At 44.3% G+C, this 18271-nt stretch carries 17 protein-coding genes and 1 tRNA gene; 7 read left to right on the forward strand and 11 right to left on the reverse strand.

The genetic code is table 11. The features are described from left to right. From fliM to fliP, 4 genes are all read left to right on the forward strand, one after another. Nucleotides 1-1035: a flagellar motor switch protein FliM gene (gene fliM / locus ACTTJ8_RS05540; protein ID WP_442720568.1), complete on the forward strand. Its 1035-nt coding sequence runs from the start codon at nt 1-3 to the stop codon at nt 1033-1035. Beyond that, the gene (fliN, locus tag ACTTJ8_RS05545) at nt 1028-2167 is read left to right on the forward strand and encodes a flagellar motor switch protein FliN (RefSeq protein ID WP_442719315.1); all 1140 of its coding nucleotides are present in this window, start codon (nt 1028-1030) and stop codon (nt 2165-2167) included. Before fliM ends, fliN begins: the two co-directional genes overlap by 8 nt. 260 nt (nt 2168-2427) lie before the next feature. After that, complete coding sequence (locus tag ACTTJ8_RS05550; RefSeq protein WP_442720569.1) at nt 2428-3135, forward strand: FliO/MopB family protein; 708 nt, start codon at nt 2428-2430, stop codon at nt 3133-3135. Continuing rightward, nucleotides 3132-3944: a flagellar type III secretion system pore protein FliP gene (fliP, locus tag ACTTJ8_RS05555; protein ID WP_487248073.1), complete on the forward strand. Its 813-nt coding sequence runs from the start codon at nt 3132-3134 to the stop codon at nt 3942-3944. Before ACTTJ8_RS05550 ends, fliP begins: the two co-directional genes overlap by 4 nt. 109 nt (nt 3945-4053) lie before the next feature. On the opposite strand, the gene ACTTJ8_RS05560 is transcribed toward fliP, so the two are convergent. The 5 genes from ACTTJ8_RS05560 to nth all read right to left on the reverse strand — a co-directional run bounded on the left by ACTTJ8_RS05560 (nt 4054) and on the right by nth (nt 7745). Next, nucleotides 4054-4725 carry a CbiQ family ECF transporter T component gene (locus ACTTJ8_RS05560; RefSeq protein ID WP_442716410.1) on the reverse strand — a complete coding sequence of 224 codons (672 nt, stop codon included), beginning with the start codon at nt 4723-4725 and terminating at the stop codon, nt 4054-4056. Continuing rightward, nucleotides 4715-5485, reverse strand: a complete 771-nt coding sequence (locus tag ACTTJ8_RS05565) for an ABC transporter ATP-binding protein (protein WP_442716409.1) — start codon at nt 5483-5485, stop codon at nt 4715-4717. The genes ACTTJ8_RS05560 and ACTTJ8_RS05565 overlap by 11 nt, the downstream gene beginning before the upstream one ends. Nucleotides 5486-5625: 140 nt before the next feature. Continuing rightward, nucleotides 5626-6168, reverse strand: a complete 543-nt coding sequence (locus tag ACTTJ8_RS05570) for a biotin transporter BioY (RefSeq protein WP_442716408.1) — start codon at nt 6166-6168, stop codon at nt 5626-5628. 17 nt (nt 6169-6185) lie between these two features. After that, nucleotides 6186-7043 carry a hypothetical protein gene (locus tag ACTTJ8_RS05575; protein ID WP_442720570.1) on the reverse strand — a complete coding sequence of 286 codons (858 nt, stop codon included), beginning with the start codon at nt 7041-7043 and terminating at the stop codon, nt 6186-6188. 60 nt (nt 7044-7103) lie between these two features. After that, the gene (gene nth, locus ACTTJ8_RS05580) at nt 7104-7745 is read right to left on the reverse strand and encodes an endonuclease III (RefSeq protein WP_442716420.1); all 642 of its coding nucleotides are present in this window, start codon (nt 7743-7745) and stop codon (nt 7104-7106) included. A 617-nt stretch (nt 7746-8362) separates the two neighbouring features. On the opposite strand from nth, the gene ACTTJ8_RS05585 reads away from it, so the two are divergent. The 3 genes from ACTTJ8_RS05585 to ACTTJ8_RS05595 all read left to right on the forward strand — a co-directional run bounded on the left by ACTTJ8_RS05585 (nt 8363) and on the right by ACTTJ8_RS05595 (nt 10802). Then, nucleotides 8363-9106 (forward strand): hypothetical protein, encoded by a 744-nt coding sequence (locus ACTTJ8_RS05585; RefSeq protein ID WP_442719317.1) that lies wholly within the window; start codon nt 8363-8365, stop codon nt 9104-9106. A 360-nt stretch (nt 9107-9466) separates the two neighbouring features. Further along, nucleotides 9467-9539, forward strand: a tRNA-Thr gene (locus ACTTJ8_RS05590). Nucleotides 9540-9920: 381 nt separating this feature from the next. Next, nucleotides 9921-10802, forward strand: a complete 882-nt coding sequence (locus tag ACTTJ8_RS05595; RefSeq protein ID WP_442720571.1) for a hypothetical protein — start codon at nt 9921-9923, stop codon at nt 10800-10802. A 237-nt stretch (nt 10803-11039) separates the two neighbouring features. Here ACTTJ8_RS05595 and ACTTJ8_RS05600 read toward each other — a convergent pair whose 3' ends face one another. From ACTTJ8_RS05600 to ACTTJ8_RS05625, 6 genes are all read right to left on the reverse strand, one after another. After that, nucleotides 11040-12749 carry an ATP-binding protein gene (locus ACTTJ8_RS05600; protein ID WP_442720572.1) on the reverse strand — a complete coding sequence of 570 codons (1710 nt, stop codon included), beginning with the start codon at nt 12747-12749 and terminating at the stop codon, nt 11040-11042. 139 nt (nt 12750-12888) lie between these two features. After that, nucleotides 12889-13926: an RluA family pseudouridine synthase gene (locus ACTTJ8_RS05605; RefSeq protein ID WP_442718381.1), complete on the reverse strand. Its 1038-nt coding sequence runs from the start codon at nt 13924-13926 to the stop codon at nt 12889-12891. After that, nucleotides 13920-14747, reverse strand: coding sequence for a purine-nucleoside phosphorylase (locus ACTTJ8_RS05610; RefSeq protein ID WP_442716402.1), 828 nt, complete (start codon nt 14745-14747; stop codon nt 13920-13922). Before ACTTJ8_RS05610 ends, ACTTJ8_RS05605 begins: the two co-directional genes overlap by 7 nt. Nucleotides 14748-14757: 10 nt before the next feature. Further along, nucleotides 14758-15249 (reverse strand): hypothetical protein, encoded by a 492-nt coding sequence (locus ACTTJ8_RS05615; RefSeq protein ID WP_442716401.1) that lies wholly within the window; start codon nt 15247-15249, stop codon nt 14758-14760. Between the two features lie 67 nt (nt 15250-15316). Further along, nucleotides 15317-16276: an Hsp33 family molecular chaperone HslO gene (locus ACTTJ8_RS05620; protein WP_442716400.1), complete on the reverse strand. Its 960-nt coding sequence runs from the start codon at nt 16274-16276 to the stop codon at nt 15317-15319. A gap of 279 nt (nt 16277-16555) precedes the next feature. Then, nucleotides 16556-18160 carry an aminotransferase class I/II-fold pyridoxal phosphate-dependent enzyme gene (locus tag ACTTJ8_RS05625; RefSeq protein ID WP_442720573.1) on the reverse strand — a complete coding sequence of 535 codons (1605 nt, stop codon included), beginning with the start codon at nt 18158-18160 and terminating at the stop codon, nt 16556-16558. Between the last annotated feature and the right edge of the window lie 111 nt (nt 18161-18271).

Here is an 18271-nt window from a genome sequence, read left to right on the forward strand (position 1 = left end):
ATGACTGAAGTATTATCGCAGGACGAAATAGACCAGCTTCTCACTGCAATCAGCTCTGGGGATACTGAGGCGGAAGAATTTAGACCGGTCAATGATACGCGGAAAATTAAAATCTACGATTTTAAGCGGCCGGATAAGTTCTCTAAAGAGCAAATGCGTACTGTTTCAATTATGCACGAAACATTCGCGCGTTTGACTACCACCGCTCTTTCCGCTCAGCTGCGAAGCATGGCGCATGTGCATGTCGCTTCTGTTGACCAGCTGACGTATGAGGAGTTTATCCGTTCAATTCCTACACCGACAACCTTGGCTGTCATCAATATGGATCCGCTTAAGGGAAATGCTGTTTTGGAAATAGACCCATCGGTTACCTTTTCTATTATTGACCGGCTGTTTGGCGGTACCGGACAAGGCACCATGGTACAGCGGGAACTTACCGATATAGAAGCATCTGTTATGGAAGGGGTTATCGTGCGTATTTTGGCAAATATGCGCGAGGCTTGGACACAAGTTATCGATTTGCGTCCTCGGCTAGGACAAATTGAAACAAACCCGCAGTTTGCACAGATTGTTCCTCCTTCAGAGATGGTTGTTTTGGTTACACTTGAAACAAAAGTTGGGGAAGAAGAAGGAATGATGAACTTCTGTATTCCCTATATCACGATAGAGCCGATTATTTCAAAGCTATCGAGTCAGTTCTGGTTCTCATCGGTACGAAGAAGTTCCACAACACAGTATATGGGCGTTTTGAAGGAAAAGCTATCCACCGTGGATATGGATCTTGTTGCCGAGGTTGGTTCTTTGAAATTACCGGTGCGGGATGTGCTTAATCTCCGCGCAGGCGACATTATCCGGCTTACCGATACGAGAGTAGGCAATCCTTTTACACTCAGTGTCGGCAGCAGAAAGAAATTTTGGTGTCAGCCGGGTGTTGTAGGAAACAAGGTTGCCGTGCAAATATTGGAAAAGATTGAAGATCTCAATCAGGATGAATTTGAAGAGCTAAATGCTGATCAGGAGGAATTATATGAGTGATGGGTCCATTTCTCAAAATGAAATAGATGCATTGTTGTCGGGTATGGGCGGCGGTTCCGCCAGTGCCCCTGCAGAAGGAGCTTTTACACCGGCACAGCAGGAAGCATTACAGAAATTCTTTGACGGAAATGTTTCCGCACTCGCTGCTAATCTGGATTCAATGACCGGTAAGACAGTATCTGTTGCAAATCCTGTTATAGAGCTGAGCGGACGGGAAACATTTTTACAGAAAGTTCCGGAGATGGCGGTTGCCGTTACTATAGATTTTGACGGTTCTCTAACCGGTGATCACGTATTTGTACTTGTCCCTGAATTTGCCGAAAAGCTTGTCAGCTTAGTAAATAACGAAGCAGATGTAAAGATTGATGACATGGCATTGTCTGTTATCAGCGAAACGATTGCGCAGTATGTCGGCAAGGAAATCAGTGCCTTCGATGGAGCGAAGATTAAAGGCGTTACAAATATGCCGGCAGAGGCTCATCATGTGCCGAAAGCAATGATACGTCTTTCACAAGATTTTGCGCTTTTAGCATATTCGGTTACAATTGATGACACAAGCTATAATTTATGGGAAATTATAGCTAAAAGAACTGCAGAACAAATTGCTGATCAGTTAAATAAGCCGGAAGCTGTTCCGCAACCGGTACAGCCGATAGCGCCGCCTGCTCCTGATCAAGGTAATGCAATGGGAGCAATGAATATGCCGATGAATGGAATGAATAGTATGCCGCAAATGGGACAACAACCGATGGGTATGAGTATGGGAATGCCGGGAGGCAATGCAATTCAAGGCGGAATGGTAATGCCCGGTATGAATCCGAATGTGCAGTCCGTACAGTTTCCTTCTCTCATGAATGGAGTAACTGAGTCAGAGCAAAGCAATATTGGGCTGATTATGGATGTCTTTATGGAGATGACCGTTGAACTTGGTCGTACCCGTAAGATGATTAAAGAAATTCTAAGTATGGGAGAAGGGCATATTATCGAATTGGATAAGCTCGCCGGTGAACCTGTTGACATACTCGTAAATCATAAGCCGATTGCAAAGGGAGAAGTCGTCGTCATTGACGAAAACTTCGGAGTCCGTGTTACCGAAATTTTATCACCGGCTGAACGTATTACCGATGCATAGAGGCAGCCGCTGCGTTTCTAATAGGCTACTACACACTAAGTGTTGGCATATTAAAAGCGGTTGTCCATGCTGGAAGACTTCCTCTAAAGCTGATTTGTAATGTATTGACGGATAGTTGTATCGTTGGTTTACGAAACATGCTTGGGAGCTTTATGCCATAGAAGATTCTGCGGTATAACTCAGAATGTATACGGGGCTTGGGTGGGAAAATGTATAGAGTCTCTTATAAAATTGTATTTCTCTTTATTCTCTTATCGTGTGTGGCTGCTGTTGTATATGCGGATGATGCCGGACAGAACAAACTGTCCCAAGCGATACCCACTTCCGGTGCAGCTTCTGAAACAGCGATTGTGTTACAAACTGATGAGACGCTGCTGCCGGTAGCGGATACTGTTGCGCCTCAGTCTTCGGGACGTTCCTCCACTGCCGGAATGCTGTTTCAACTTGTTATTTCCCTTGCTGTTGTGTGTGCGCTTATCTATGGGGTACTTTATTTTATTAGACGATCAAAACGGTTTACTGCTGCTGACGATCCTTTTCTTAAAAATGTAGCATCGTTAGCTCTTGCTCCAAATAAAAATCTCCATATTGTTACTCTGATTGACAAGGCATATTTGATTGGTGCAGCGGATTCCTCATTATCGCTTATTGCAGAGATCACTGATAAAGAATTAATCGATGCAATGAACTTACATGCGGCACAAACTGCCGGACCAAAGCAGGATTTCGGATCACTGCTGCAAACTTTCTTTCCTGCTGCAAAACCTCAAACAGCAGCTGATCCTTTCGATTCGTTTTTAAGTAAACAGCGGGAACGTTTGCAGAATACCGGAACCTCACAAAAAGAAGGAACAGAACAAACACCGGCAAATAGCACTCTCAGCAGCCGAGGAAACAGATACACAGACATGAATTATGCTATAGATGCTTCGGAAAGTGAGTCTGTAAACGGCAGGGGAGATAAATGATGAAAAAAATTGCAATCTATATTGCCTGTATGTGTTTGCTCTGCAGCCCTACCGTAGGTTTTGCGCAAAATAGAGCCGATACGGCACAAACCGGTCGTACTGAAATTGATGCAAACCGGCAGGCAGGGACTATTCCCTTCGTCAATTTAAACATCCGGGAGCCGCAAAGTAATCAGGAAGTTGCATTTTCTATCCAGCTTCTCCTCCTGATAACGCTTATTACCCTCGCGCCGAGTATTCTTCTTTTGATGACCTCGTTCCTGCGGCTGAGTATTGTACTTGACTTTATTAAACGCGCATTGTCGCTCCAGCAAGTACCGCCTACGCAAGTACTGAACGGCATAGCATTGTTTCTAACGCTATTCATTATGTGGCCGACGTTTACGGAAATCTACAGTAAATCGTTTAAACCCATGGCTGATGGAGAAATCAATATAGAAACTGCTTATACGGAAGCAGAAAAGCCATTGCGTCTTTTTATGTATAAGCAGATGGCGCATGATTCGTCATATATCAGACTGTGTATGTCTCTTGGTCGCATGGATAAGCCAAATACCCTCGCAGATGTTCCAACTCATGTGCTGATACCGGCATTTATCCTGCATGAACTCACCATTGCCTTCCAAATAGGAATATTTTTGTATTTGCCGTTTATTATCATTGATATGGTGGTAGCGAGTATTCTTATGTCAATGGGTATGATCATGCTGCCTCCAGTACAAATTTCTATGCCGTTTAAGCTCATCCTATTTGTACTGGTGGATGGCTGGAATCTATTGGTGGGACAGCTGTTTCAATCGTTTCTATAGGATTGCAGGTTGGATTGATCAGGCGGATGTAGCTTTGGGGGGCTCAAAAGTTGGGTCTTTTTGAGCAGCCTCCATTTTTTTTTGACCTTAGCCCGCATTCAACTTGATGCTAGCGGTTAAAAAAGCTCGTTGTACGATTTTTTAGCGCTTTTTCTGCTGTTAATGCAAACCGGAGTAGCTTTTCGATTAAGGAGGGGAGTAAGGCTGTAAGCCGTCGATAAGCGCTTATTATTCCTTTCCTTTCTTTAACACGGGCATTATATGCGTAATTCAGCTGCGCCCAGTTTTCAAATACTTGTGGTACACACATTATCGTGATGGTAAAAATAGTCGAAAAGGCCCCTGTATATTTTTTTCTGCAGACAAAACGCTCTAAATGTTCGCACAAAGTAAAGATTTCTATTTTTGAGGTTGTCTCATAAAAGACGGATGCAGTAAATAAAATAAGCATTAGCATTCGCATAAATACGAAGGTTTCCTGCATTGTCTGCCACACAATACTGCCTGTAAGTGGCGCTCCGATTATTTTAATAGCAAAGATACACACGGTGTAGATGCACAAGAATTTACAATTCTTTTTTATGGTTTCCCATGATAACTTTGCCCAGATACAAATAGCCAGAAGTACCAATCCGTAGAGGGCTAGCCATAGCGGCGGCGCACCATACAGGGTAAAAGATGAAAGACAGAGCACTGCTAATTTTATACCCGCTGAAATACGGTGAATAGGGGTATCTTGTGTGTTATATTGAAATAAAAAATGTTGCTTACTATAATTCATCGGCATTCCAGATAAGGTCTTCAATAGTGCGGTATGTACAGAGTGGATTCCGTATACCGTATTGGGCTAATATTCCGTTTTCTAATGCTGTTTTGGGTTCTGCATCATATACCAGCGTCCCCTTATGGAGAATAAACAGCCGATTTGCAAGTGCCAGTACTTTTTCTAATTCATGGGTTAGAACCATAATGGTTTTTCCAGATTCTTTAAGTTGCCGTATCATGGTTGTTACTTGCACAACACCGGGAAAATCCAAATTAGCAAACGGTTCATCGAAGATAATAATATCTGCTTCCATCATTAAGATACCGGCAACTGCCAGCCGTCTTTTTTCTCCTCCTGATAAACTGCGGGCTGGATAGTTTCTTTTTTCCAATAGACCGAGCTGTTTGAGTATGGTTTCGAGCCGCTGTATCCGCTCTGGTTGGGAAAGACGGCTGTAGCGTACACTGAATAATATATCTTCTTCTACTGTGTCGCCCAAAATTTGTGCATCGGCATCCTGAAAAACTAAACCTACCGGAATATCTTTGCCGTTACACTGTTTACGGTAGATGGAACCTGATGTCGGCTGTTCCAGCCCAGCAATGAGAGTCATCAGTACTGTTTTTCCTGATCCATTTTGACCTGATACGACAATACAGTCATGCTCAAATACCGAAAACGATACATCGTTTAATACCGGTTTTGCTGCTTTTGAAAATTGCTTACCGATTCCGGTAAGTGTAAGTAATGTGTTTGCGTTTTGTGTTTCGATCATTTATACAATGTGTACCATTGGGTACTGTACCTCGATTCTCTGAATCGGGGATGCTGTTCAATGCTCTAGGACAGCAGGAAAACTGAAGTTTTAAAGCAGCCCTAGACAAATCTGTATCTGTTCGCGTGAGCGTTCCCGGCTTAGTTTGAATACCGTTGAATAATGGGACGTATCTTTAGAGCTACCGGCACGATGATAACGAGCTTTATCAAATCGGGCAGAACAAAAGGGAGACAACCTTTTAAAAAGGTGTCTGCCCACGTGAGATTCAGTGCATGGCGGAGCCAGATTAGACCAAAAACATAGATACTCAAAAAACCCGCAAAGGCTGCAAGGGCAATAACAGCGGTGCGGACAATTATGTTCCAGTCACGGAATCGAAGGAGTAGCATGATGCAACCGCAGATAACTGCTGCTACAAGGTAGCCGACTAAATAACCTCCGGTGGGACCTGCAAATACAGCAAATCCTCCTTTTCCGCCCGAAAATACCGGTAGCCCTACCCCTCCGGCAATTAAGAATAGCAAAACTGAAAGACCTCCGAACAGCGGTCCAAGGAGAAGTCCTGCTAGTACAGCAAGAGCATTCTGTAATACAATCGGAATGGGACCGACAGGAATCGCCATCATCCATCCTGCACAAATCAAAGCGGCAAAAACCGCAGACACAATACTTTTACGCATAAAATCCTCCTTAATTGTTAAAGTTTCGGCGGCAGTAATTTCCAGCTACCGTTGATATTTTCAATACCATAAATCAGCAATGAAACATTTCCTTGCTTCATAATCACGTTTACTCTGGTTGGGGAAACAAACTGAATATCGTCAACTCGGACATTCTGCCGTGAGGGTACAAAGACATACGAAAAGTAGTCTTTAAGCGATTTGAGCTTGATTCCTTTTACCGGCAACGCTTCGGAAACCATTTTGAGGGTCGATGTTTGTGAATACTGTTGCCGATACTCGGCAGACAAAAAACTGATCCATTGGTTATAGTCTTTTGTTGCTGTAATACGGTTGAGCTTATCCACAATCTTTTCCATCTCTGTTTTAGTTTGGTTGTAGGTTTCTTTCGTAATTTGAACCCCTTCAAATTCCGCAATAATCTCATTTTTTTCTTCAACAGGTGCCGGTTTCGGTTCTACAACCGGTTCCGGCTTTGTTTCTACTACAGGCTCAGGCATTTCTACCGGGGCAGCCGGTTCCGGAGCTTTTTCAGGCTCCGCCGATTTAGCAGGTTTAACAGGCTCTTTTTTAGGTTCTTCTTTTTTTACCGGCTCGGGCGCTTTTGCTGCCGGGGCTTTTACGACCGGATCTGTTTCCTGTTTTTTTACTTGCGCTACCGGTTTAGCTGGCGCTTTTTTGGGCGCCGGTGCGGGCATCGTTTTTTTTACCGGTTCTACCGGCTTCTCGGGTTCTTTGACCGGTTCCGGTTGTACAACAGGGACGGGAACCTCTGCCGTCTGTGTAGGATCCTGTTGAACGGGAGGAGCTGCAGAACAAGCAAGCATCATACTTGTTATGAGGCTGATGCTTAAATAGCGAAAGATGTTTTTCATACCTTCTATTCTAACGGTAAAAGATGTTTTTGTCAAATCATTATGTGTTTAACTTGAAATTTATTGAAGGATGCCATTTTTGAGACAGAGATCATTGATAAGGCATTCGGTGCAATTCGGTGTACGGGCTTTACATACATACCTTCCGTGCAGCAGAATCCAATGGTGTGCATCAAGGATAAATTCCTTGGGGGTAATACGCAATAAATCAGCTTCGACTTCCAGCGGAGTTGTGCCGTTTGAAAGTCCGATGCGGGGCGCAGTTCGTAGAATATGCGTATCAACAGCTATCGCCGGTTCACCAAAACCTACATTAAGCACAACATTTGCTGTTTTGCGTCCTACACCCGGCAGGCTCTCTAAAGCAGTACGGTCATGCGGTACCGCTGAATGATGCTCCTCAACGAGTATTTTACTCAAAGCAATAATCCGTTTTGCCTTTGTCGGATATAAATTGATTGAATGAATATATTCCTTCAACCCTTCTTCCCCCAGCTGCAGCATCTTTTCAGGAGTATCAATGTGTTCAAAAAGCGGTGCCGTTGCCTTATTGACACCGGTATCTGTTGCTTGTGCGGACAGCACTACGGCAACCAACAATGTGTACACATTTTTCCAGTACAGTTCACTCTTCGGGTTAGGGTTTTCTTGCTGCAGCCGTTTATAAACGGTATAAATTTTGTCGGCGGGAAGAAGCCGTATTGCATTATTCATTGTGTATACCTCCCGGAAAATTAAACCTATTCGGAAACGCAGTTATCGAACAGGTCTATTCTTAAATTACGCGCTGCGCTATTGACCGATAATGAGGCTATGGGGATTCTGCCGGTTTGTCAAGCATCACCTATCAGCAACAGATTCTTAGAACTTCCCTAGTGTCATTTCGTTGCTGTTAGTCATACTTGCATTAAAAGAACATTTTCCGTACAATCGCCCAGTATGAATCAACATATCCTGACGCAGAGCGTCGGGGTACAGTGCTTAATGTTCCGCACTGTGTGTGCGATTCGGCATGGATGCCGGTGGTTCCAAACAGAAACGAGTTGTGCCAATTTACAACGTCCGTGTTGTAAATTGCCTTGCGAGTTTTACAAAAAGAAGTTTTTTGTAAAACATCGTTTCTGCTTAACACACCCGCCCTCCGTGGCGGTACTGAACAAAAACTCGCAGTCAAAAATGTACAAGGATGTATATTTTTGACGAGGTGGTTGCAGCCGGCTTTAATACCCTTTGTTACCACGCAGAGTGTCGAGGGATTAAACCCTCCGCACGAATAAAAAGACTCTCTACTGTATAGAGGTGTTTATCAGGAGTTTATTATGAAACGTGTGATATTCTTGTGCTTGCTTGCGCTAATGTTTGCCGGTCTTCTTGTAACGGCTGGATGTACTTCTACCACAAAAAAAAGAGATGCAAATGACCTCACGAATTATCCGCCGCAGTCTTTGGGGGTACTGCACCTCAATATCGTAAAACGCTATTCTAATGTATTGCTGCCGCGGGATATTAGTTTTGTGTTTGAACCGGCAACCGGTATACTGAAATTTCATCATAAAATGTTGGGCGATAATATCTGGGTTGCATTAGAGCGGAATGAACGAACCCTTTTTCGGCAAGCGATTGAGCAGTATTTACAAGCTTTTGCAGATAAAAACTTGACACAAGAAGGCGCAAAGAAAAAAGGGGCTTTTGGAAAGATAGAGGTTTTAATGAGTTGGGGACTGTTCGGTTCAGCACATGAAGCATATCCGGTATTGCGATTTGACTACCAATTTATTACACCGCAGCGCCCGTACTTTATTCTTGCAACAGCTACTACCGAATCTGGCGACGGCTCGAACAGCCCGGCAATACGCATTGCAGTTTCTCCGGCTCAGTGTAAAGATTTACTTGCTATTTTAGATGAACAAGCCTATGCACAGCTTATTGAAGAACTAAAAGCTGACTATGGTAAATTTGATATAGCTGCTCCCGATACATCACCGGTAAAAGATATTGAAGGTAAACCGGAAGAAAGCAATAATCCGGTAAAAGAACCGGAAGTATCCTTTGATGAATTCTAACTGAATCATTACCAGCGGTGAACATTAAAAAATTAACCGCAAAAAGTACGAGAGATTTAGTAGATAAAAAATATGTATAAGAACAGGATAAAAAGTCTGCTACCGAATGTGCAGCCGTGTACATTCGGTAAGTAGCTTCGAGTTTTTTGCTTTATAAAAAACTCGAAGTCAAAATGTATATTGACGAGGTGGTTGCAGTCGGCTTTAATACCCTTTGCTACGTCGCAGAGCGTTGCCGAGGACGGCGGGTATTAAACCCTCCGCACGAATAAATTCCTTGACGTAATTCTGTTTTTATCGTATACTCTTAAACGTCTTTTAAAGAAAACCGCTGTATTTTGTTTACAGCTGTTTTTTCTTGCCAACTTAGCTCACCTGGCAGAGCAGCACCCTCGTAACGTGCAGGTACTCGGTTCGAGTCCGAGAGTTGGCTTTTTTTGACCGCTTTATTTTATATCTTCCCTTTGTTTACACATTACACATCTATTCTTATTCAAATATTGAGTATCATACGCCAAAAGTATTTCATATACGTGTATGCACTTCTCTACCGCAGCATCGTGTATATCGGAAACCTCTCAAAACATCAAGCTTATCGGCTCTATATTAATTAAACCTATTCGACACCAAAGTTACCGAACAAATCAAGTACTATAAAACCAGCTTCTATTCCCTTGACATTTAAGGGGGGGGGGGGGGGTAATATGGAAGAGAAAGTTTATTTTTTGCTGCCAGCAAAAAATAAACTTACGGACGCTTGAGGCGGACGTATCTTATGCTTGCAGCAAGCAGATTGCTGCAAAGGAGTGTTTACATGAAACACAAGATTCTTTCCATAATTACAGCGCTTATGATGCTCAGCACTGTAGCCCTTATCACCGGGTGTAATAACCTCCAAGGAAATAAGCTTAACAATAGCAGCAGCCAAGGCAGTAATGGTAACAACAAGGACAGCAACGGCGGTAAACAAGGGAACAATGAAAATAACCAGAGTAACCAGAATGCACTGGTAGGTGTGTGGAAAATAACTAAAGTGGGCAACGTGACATACCCTGTAAACTCACCTGCAGGAGGTACACAACAGCTATATATGGCTTTCACTGCAGATGGCAAGATACTCATGACTATGGAATTAAAAGGATTTCCTAGTCAGAATGGACTCTATCGTATAAACGGGGATACTCAGTATAAACTGTTACCGGGAAATAAAATAGAAACTGTTGAACATGGCGAAACAAAAACTGTGTCATACACGCTGAGTGGAAACAGTTTAAAAATTTCAAATACACCAGAAGAAGTCTTTGAAGCTACAAAAGTCCCCAGCCCGACAGAAGCCCAGATAAAGGCAGCTCCGGAAATGCCGAACACTGGTACTCCAGCCACAAAAGCAGATTTACAGGGAGTGTGGAAAGTAACCGCACAAGGTCAGTATGCTATGCATATTTTAGTGGAGGGAACAACTGTCCACGCCGCAATGGAAGCACCTAGTATGCCCGGCTCCTTTGTGAAGGTTCCTCTCGCTGTTACGTACAACAGTGACGGTACGATTTCAGTTTCGGGACAAAACCTCACACCGGTTAAAAATGGCGAAGCTATTGATCTGCAATACAGTGGCTACACTGCATATAAGCTGATAAAGGATGCAAATGTTAGCGCTGACACCATTAAAAATGCTCCGGCTACGCCGCAGCCGTAATCAACAGCCCCGACGCAGAACATTACCGAAAAACGGCGGGCATTAAACATACCGGCAGATATGCACCGGTAGATAAAAAGACCGAACGAAAGGCAAACTTTTGTTCGGTCTTTTTTTGCGGTACAGATCAGGGGGAGCGCTTATCCGGCGTAACGCTCCTTTGGAGCTTCCTTTACGTCATATCGATTTATTCGTGCCGAGGGTTAATGCTCATAAGCCGCGTCGGGGTTGTTGATTTTACAGTACTTCCGTTTTCCACTCTTTCATTGTGCGTGCTTGTTCATCAAATGAGCTGCCGATAAGCACGACCCTCTGCCCTCTTCCCTTGTACGGTGCCGCATACTCCTGCGTTTTTATCTGGTTGAGCGCATCTTCCGCACTACCGTTATCGGAGAGCTTAAACTCGAAGATATAAACAGTATCAGCCGTTTTGACTACACAATCTGCACGTCTGTCAAAACTATACATCCGTGTATAGTTTTGACTACGAGTTTCGGCGGAGCCGAAACATCGCTGCTGTGTGGAACCACCGCCATCCGTGGCGGCACTGCCATAGCAGTGGACTTCCGTTTGCGCAAACTGACCCATCAGCGAAAAAACGAGATACACTGCCGTCTGGTAGTTCTGCTCCCTCAGTTTCAAGTTTTGTTCGGTGAAGGTGTCATACGAAATACTGGAAATAATCGACTTCAGCCGCTCCATAAACTCGTCCACATTCCCCTTACGGATGTCCTGTATAAACCGTCCTATCCATACCCCGGTTTGACCGAACGGTACGTCAGAGTATGCCGGTAAAAGATTATGTAAAAAGCCGTATCTCACTTCATTATTCGGAAAGCCCAGCCGATACAGCCGCAGATCGCTGATATATTCCTTGATCGTTAAATACCCCGCTTGAAACAGAATCGGTAAGGCATCTTGAGCCACCGCGCGATAGGTTTGCAGTCCTTCTTCGTCTAACTCAACATTGCCATCAAGATCGGGAATATAATAATGCGCTTCTTTTAAGAAGTTGACGAGGAAAGTCGGTGTTCCCGTACCGAACCAGTAGCTTCCGATTTCTTTTTTGACTAAGGCACTTAGCACGCTAAAGGGATTGTACATTCCTTCTCCAGCCGGGTGAAATAGGTACCCGTCATACCACTGCTTTAAAACCGCAAGTACTTCTTGATATGTTAGATATTGCTCATCGGCAAGCACTTGTATGTCCTGTTGGAAGTTTGTTTCAAGTTCTGTTTGTGAGATACCGCAAACACCCGCATACTGTTTTTCCATTGATATATCACGGAGGTTATTCAAATCACTGAAAATACTGATCTTACTGAACTTGGTTACCCCGGTCAAAAACGCAAAGCGGATATATTCATCACAGGTTTTTATGACAGAGTAAAACGCTTTAAGCGTATTGCGGTAGTGTTTGTTCAGCTCTTCATTTACTCCCATCGTGTGCAGGAGGGGTTTATCGTATTCATCTACAAGAATGACAACTTGCTTACCCGTTTGCTGGTAGATACGTTGAATGAGGTCTTTGAACCGGATGTCAGGCGCTTCATCCCGCTGATCCAACGCAAATGCTTCCTCCCAATCACGAAGATGAGCATTCAAGATAGCTGTCAGAGCCTGCTCATCGCTGTAATTTTTTGTATTAAAATCCAAATACAGAACCGGGTATGCTTGCCATGGGGTTCGGTTTTCTTGTGCAGCCTGTTCTTCCTCAGCTTTTTCAATATACAAATCTTTGAACAGCTCTTTTTGCCCGCGGAAATAGGCGGCGAGTGTCGAAAGAAACAAGCTCTTGCCAAACCTGCGCGGACGGCTCAAGAAATATGGATTGGAGCCTTGCACAAGCTGCCACAGGAATGCTGTTTTATCTATATAAATATATCTGTCCCGGCGGAGTTTTTCAAAACTTTGGATGCCAAGCGGTAGTTTGCGTGGTGCGTTCATACCGGTAGTATAGCAAGATTATTGCACTAAGCCTATCCTTGTACTTCCATAATGCCGTGGTAACCGCTCAAAGAGCAAACGCTTTTCTTTTGTGAGGAACTACGTTCACCCATGATGGGAAAGAAGAAGGGGCATTCGGTTAAGCTTTTCTTTGCAGCACTGCATCCGCTTGCTGCTGCCATTGGGGGAACAGGCGGGCACAAAGCGCTGCCATATCGGGGAACAAGGGAGCTTCTATAAAAGAGGGAATACCATCAGGGCGCTGGTCGGGAAAGGAAAGTCTCCAAGCATGCAGCAAGTAGCGGGTATATCCGATGAGAGATTTACCTCCGCCGTACCGGGTATCCCCGGCAAGCGGATGCCCTACCGACTGGACATGTTTGCGTATTTGATGTTTTTTCCCTGTGATAAGCCGGAACAGCATGAGCGATACATCCTGCTCGGTATGATATGCCAAGGGATAGCAATCCGTAAGCATTGCACCGTCCCCATCATGAGTGCTAATCAGCTGCGGCGGCATCATCCCGCGGATTACTCCGAGGTAATACTTTTCAACGGTTCTTTCCCGTAAGCACTGAGAAAACCATTGCGCTCCGGCAAGCGATTGAGAAAAACACAAGACCCCCGTGGTATTTTTATCAAGCCTGTGTAATGGTCCCGGCGTAAATGAGAGACTTTTGAAACGCCTGTTTTCTGACACATCAGGTACAGACATCCCTACCGGCTTTCCAGAAAGGCTACCCCCTACCCTTTCTCCGGATACAAGCCGGGGTAAAAGTTTTGCAGTAAGGCTGCCCTCCCCGTGTACCGCAATACCGGCAGGCTTATTGATAATGAGAAGATCATTGGTATGCACTAAGATAGGAATATCGGGATGATTCATCCGTGCGGGCACGGCAGGAACCATCGAAGCGGGAGCAGCCTCGACCCCAGTATTCAACGCCTCGCCGGAAAACTTTTGAAGAGATACCGGCAGCAGGTCATCAGCAATAGACAGCGTATCACCTACAGCCGTTTTATAATTTAAGGCTACCCGTTTTCCGTTTACCTTGATACGTCCCTTCCGGATCGCTGCATACAGGCTTGATAACGAGACATCCGCTAAAAACTTCCGGACAACCCGGTCAAGCCGCCTGCCGGAATCGTTTTCAGCAAGAATAAACTCAGTTTTCAGCATTTCCCCATACGGGTAATACTGTTCAGAACCAACTGTTTGAAAAGCGGAGCTGCTTTTTTCCCGGCATCCAGCACTTCTTGTTCATTTAACAAGCTCGTACCTATTCCGGCTGCAAGATTGGATATAAATGAAATAGCACACACACGCATACCGGCATGACGGGCTGCAACAGCCTCCACAGCAGTGCTCATTCCTACAGCATCGGCACCGAGGAGACCGGCAAGCCTCACTTCCTGCGGCGTTTCATACGCAGGACCGGTAAACTGACAATAGACACCTGTTTTGAGGGGAATATGCAGTTCATCTGCCGCTGCCGTAATATGCTCACGGAGTTCCTTATCGTATACACAGGTCATATCCGGAAAGCGGACACCAAGCGTATCAAGGTTTTTCCCGATAAGCGGCGAAGGCACAAAGCAGGTGATATGGTCGGTCAGCATCATAAAATCGCCTGCTGTAAAGCTTTTATTTGCTCCTCCGGCTGCATTGGTTAAAAAAAGTATTTCCGCCCCCATCAGCTTCATAATGCGGATAGGCAATACGACATCCGCCATTGGATAGCCTTCGTAATAATGTATCCTACCCTGCATAATAACAACCGGAATATCGGAAATCTTTGCAAATACAAAAGCGCCTTTATGACCGGGCGCTGTCGAAGAGGGAAAATTACGGATCGAAGCATAGGGGATTACCGTATCAACCTCAAGTTCCTCGGCAAGACCTCCTAGACCAGATCCAAGCACAAGCGCAAGTTTCGGTTTATAGGGAATATGGGCTTCAAGATTTTTAAAACAACTCACTAATTTATCTTCAACAGTCATAACCTATCCTTTATACAATGGGAGTATTTAGAAGCCGCTCTACATCAGCTAAGCCGGCGATCCGGCGCGAAACTTCTCTGCCATTTGCTGCATTTTTTTTATCATATTCCAACGCCGCATGATAGAGCTCAAGCACCAACGATGCCAAAATATCTACATTCGGACCTAAATTACTAAATGCCATATTGCGGTATACCTTATCCGCAGTTGCCATCTTTGTGTTTGCTTCAGTAAGAGAAGAAAGATTCGGCAAAATATCCCTCCTCACCAGATAAACAAAGCGCACCATAGAAAGAATATCATAATACAAATCTTCAAGATGGAATCCCTGCAACACAAAGTCTTCAGAATGTTCTGTAAGATCAACAATATGACGGGACAAATCTATATCGGAAAGGATTTGCGCAAATACAGGACGCAAAAACCGAGTTGCAATATTTTCATTATAATGCCGCCCGATTCTTACAATTATTTCAGCGATTATTCTATCATCAACTAACATACTTTATAGTATATAATAAGTTGCCTCTTTTTACAAGCATAACCGTACGCGAGCTTACACTTTATGCCTAACCTATATCACTCAATGGAATACTATAAAGACTGGAACAATTCCGGCATATAACTTCCAGCGGATCATTTGCAGTTTGTCTCAAATTTTCCCGCTCTGCTTCCGGCAGATTTTTGAGTGCTTGGAGATAATAGCCTTGCGAACACGGGCAATCAAAACGGATACTGCGCACCGCAACCGGCTTGGGATCAAATTCCCGCAAAAGACCGAAGATAATATCTTCGCAAGTACCGCCTTCACTGAACCATTCCCCTAGAGATGGGCAGGCGGAAAAAGCCCGCTCCATTCGCTTGATTATATCATCCAGCTCTTCAGGATCATACTGCTTTTGGAACCTACCGCCTTCCGCGGGCATCCGCTGGATAAAAAATCCGCCTGCTCCAACAACAGCCCCCTGCTTATCAAACTTAATCCCGGTATTAAAAGCAGTCAACAGCTGTTCCGATTGCTGAAAATACCACGTAAGGTCTTTTGCAATATCCCGATATTTTATTTCCGCAATACCGCGCTGAGGCTGCATTCCTTTTGCTTGTGCCGCTTCCGGAAACCGGGTAAGACTTATCGTACCGTTACCGAAAAAAGGACGCAAATCCCAGCTTTCAAGTGGCGCTGTGAGTGGTATAGGATTTTGCAGCAAATACCCGCGTACAAAGCCTGTAGAATCCGCTTCAACGGAAAAACCGACAGCCGGACCATCCGTTTCATAGCGGAATTGCAGCGTTTCACGCCCTTTCATGGTTTGGATCATCAAGGCGGCACAAAGGCTTGCCTGCCCCAACATAAAGGTTTCCAATACACCGAGGCGGTGCTGCGCCCGCATCCTGTTGACAAAGCGGGTACCATGGAAAAGTCCGCCGCGGAATAACCCGTCCCCTGCTGTAAAAATATGGAGTTCATCTTTTTCAAGCGTATCGAGGCGCTGCTGTAATACCTTATCTTCAATCGGTGCGTATATCATACGCTGTATACTAATAAAATAGCAGCGGAAAAACAAGGGGAGATAGGGTAAACAAATCGGGCAATTTTTGAGAGTCCCCGCAGAATAGATGAGACAATCAGTCGGCGTCAAAATCCGGAATCAACATCCCCGACGCAGCTTGTGAGTATTGCTCAACATTTCGCACTGTCTGTGTGATCCGGCACGGATGCCATCGTTAAGAAATGTACGTCCATATTTTTGACGAGGTGGTTGCAGTTGACTTTCATCCCCTTTGTTACGACGCTGTTTCAGCTGAACCTAGCCTAGTATATCCTTTAACGCCGCAACCAGCGCATCATTATCAGTTTGATCGCGTACCGCAAGCCGGATATAACTGCCCTTTTCAAAGCATTTCTTTGACGATAAGTCTTTGATAAAGATATTGTACTTTTCCAGCAGCTGAACAGCCAATTCTTCTGCCTGCACCTTTCCGGTTAGCTTACACAAAAGGTAGTTTGCCTGACTGGGAAACACGGTAAAACCTTTGAGTTCTGCGAGCCGCTTTGCAAAACGGCTGCGTTCTTCGGCAATGGAATCGCAGGCTGCAGCATAGGTTTTGCTGTATTTGTCGTATATCTGGAGGAAATATTCACCAAAGGAGTTGATATTCCAAATGGCATTGGTTTTGCGGATCCGCATAATATAGGTTTCATCGGAACAGGCAAGCACCCCTAAGCGCAGCCCCGGAACACCGTAGCTCTTACTAATCGATTTTACCACAATAAGATTGGGATATTCGCTTAAAATCCCTTCGTCCAATAAGGTATAACGCCGCTCTTTTTCTGCAAAGTCAATAAAAGACTCGTCAAAGAAGAGGATTGCATTGAGTTTTTTCAGTTCTGCACAGAGGCGTAATACCTCATCCCGGTCTAAGAAATTACCTGTCGGATTATCAGGATTGATTAAAACGGCCGCCTGTGCCTGCTCTTTTTTTACGGTTGCAATAATATCATCAACAGAATACGAGAAGTTTTCCATATTCGTCGGTACCGGGATTACCTCCGCTGCAGCAAAGCGTTCAGGGTATTCATTAAAGGTGGGGAACGGCACTGCTACTTTACCGGTAACAAACTTTGAGAGGGAAGAGATCAGCTCTGCTGCACCGTTCCCAACGACAATGTGTTCCGGCATAACATTGAAGATTTTTGAAGCAAGAAGACTCTGCTGTGCAGCACCGCTCGGATATTGGGTTAAAAGCGTACCAAAGCTTGCTGTCAGTTCGCTCACCATTTTTGCTGGAGGGAAATACGGATTAACCAGATAGCAAAAATCCTTTATCTGCGGGAAGCGCCAATAGCCGCCGTACCGCTTTTCCAAACTATGCAGCTTTTCGCTTCCGCTCTTAAACCGGTCTTCTGCAATAGCGAGATCAGCGGGATCATCAATTTCGTACCATTCATTCCCGCTTACAACAAGACCTTTCAGCGCCGAAGAAGAAAGGAAGGAAATAACCTTGAGTACCTGTTCATAATATTCATTTTTTCCGAATGCTTTTTGATAGGCATCTAAGAACGGCAGATAGTACTGCTGGGTAAATTCTTTTGAAAACTTATAGATATTAACGGTTTTATAGTAATCCCCTGTCTCAGACCAGTTAAAGCGAACTTTGTCGAGAATACCGGTAATATAGCGTTCTTCATCCAATAGCGTACAGGTTCCATCCATCCACGGTTCAAAAGGAGAAACAACAGCTAAATTCTGATCGGGACTGGTAATGAGTTTTGTCAAAATTTCCGGTTTAAAGATAAGGTCGCTTTCAAGCAGGATGGTGTCTTCCTTTGCCATTTCACTTCCCGCAAGATAGAGCGAATAAATATTATTGGTTGTGTCGTATACAGGGTTTTCAATATATTCAATCTTCATACCGTTCAAATTGTTTTCATTGAACTTTGATGCAATAAAATCTTTTAAAAGCTGCCCACATCTGTCCAAGATAAAATAGGAAGTTTAAAAAGTCTGTAATTCGTGGTATAG

This window comes from Treponema sp., assembly GCF_052169735.1.
Classification (GTDB): domain Bacteria; phylum Spirochaetota; class Spirochaetia; order Treponematales; family Treponemataceae; genus Treponema.

What these genes read in the sequence shown, in the direction of transcription:
- ACTTJ8_RS05575 (WP_442720570.1), bottom strand. Translation starts at nt 7,043, where the DNA reads ATGAAAAACATCTTTCGCTATTTAAGCATCAGCCTCATAACAAGTATG.
- ACTTJ8_RS05565 (WP_442716409.1), bottom strand. Translation starts at nt 5,485, where the DNA reads ATGATCGAAACACAAAACGCAAACACATTACTTACACTTACCGGAATC.
- fliN (WP_442719315.1), top strand. Translation starts at nt 1,028, where the DNA reads ATGAGTGATGGGTCCATTTCTCAAAATGAAATAGATGCATTGTTGTCG.
- ACTTJ8_RS05625 (WP_442720573.1), bottom strand. Translation starts at nt 18,160, where the DNA reads ATGAAGATTGAATATATTGAAAACCCTGTATACGACACAACCAATAAT.
- ACTTJ8_RS05595 (WP_442720571.1), top strand. Translation starts at nt 9,921, where the DNA reads ATGAAACACAAGATTCTTTCCATAATTACAGCGCTTATGATGCTCAGC.
- ACTTJ8_RS05605 (WP_442718381.1), bottom strand. Translation starts at nt 13,926, where the DNA reads ATGCTGAAAACTGAGTTTATTCTTGCTGAAAACGATTCCGGCAGGCGG.
- ACTTJ8_RS05615 (WP_442716401.1), bottom strand. Translation starts at nt 15,249, where the DNA reads ATGTTAGTTGATGATAGAATAATCGCTGAAATAATTGTAAGAATCGGG.
- ACTTJ8_RS05570 (WP_442716408.1), bottom strand. Translation starts at nt 6,168, where the DNA reads ATGCGTAAAAGTATTGTGTCTGCGGTTTTTGCCGCTTTGATTTGTGCA.
- ACTTJ8_RS05610 (WP_442716402.1), bottom strand. Translation starts at nt 14,747, where the DNA reads ATGACTGTTGAAGATAAATTAGTGAGTTGTTTTAAAAATCTTGAAGCC.
- fliP (WP_487248073.1), top strand. Translation starts at nt 3,132, where the DNA reads ATGATGAAAAAAATTGCAATCTATATTGCCTGTATGTGTTTGCTCTGC.
- ACTTJ8_RS05600 (WP_442720572.1), bottom strand. Translation starts at nt 12,749, where the DNA reads ATGAACGCACCACGCAAACTACCGCTTGGCATCCAAAGTTTTGAAAAA.
- ACTTJ8_RS05620 (WP_442716400.1), bottom strand. Translation starts at nt 16,276, where the DNA reads ATGATATACGCACCGATTGAAGATAAGGTATTACAGCAGCGCCTCGAT.
- fliM (WP_442720568.1), top strand. Translation starts at nt 1, where the DNA reads ATGACTGAAGTATTATCGCAGGACGAAATAGACCAGCTTCTCACTGCA.
- ACTTJ8_RS05560 (WP_442716410.1), bottom strand. Translation starts at nt 4,725, where the DNA reads ATGAATTATAGTAAGCAACATTTTTTATTTCAATATAACACACAAGAT.
- ACTTJ8_RS05585 (WP_442719317.1), top strand. Translation starts at nt 8,363, where the DNA reads ATGAAACGTGTGATATTCTTGTGCTTGCTTGCGCTAATGTTTGCCGGT.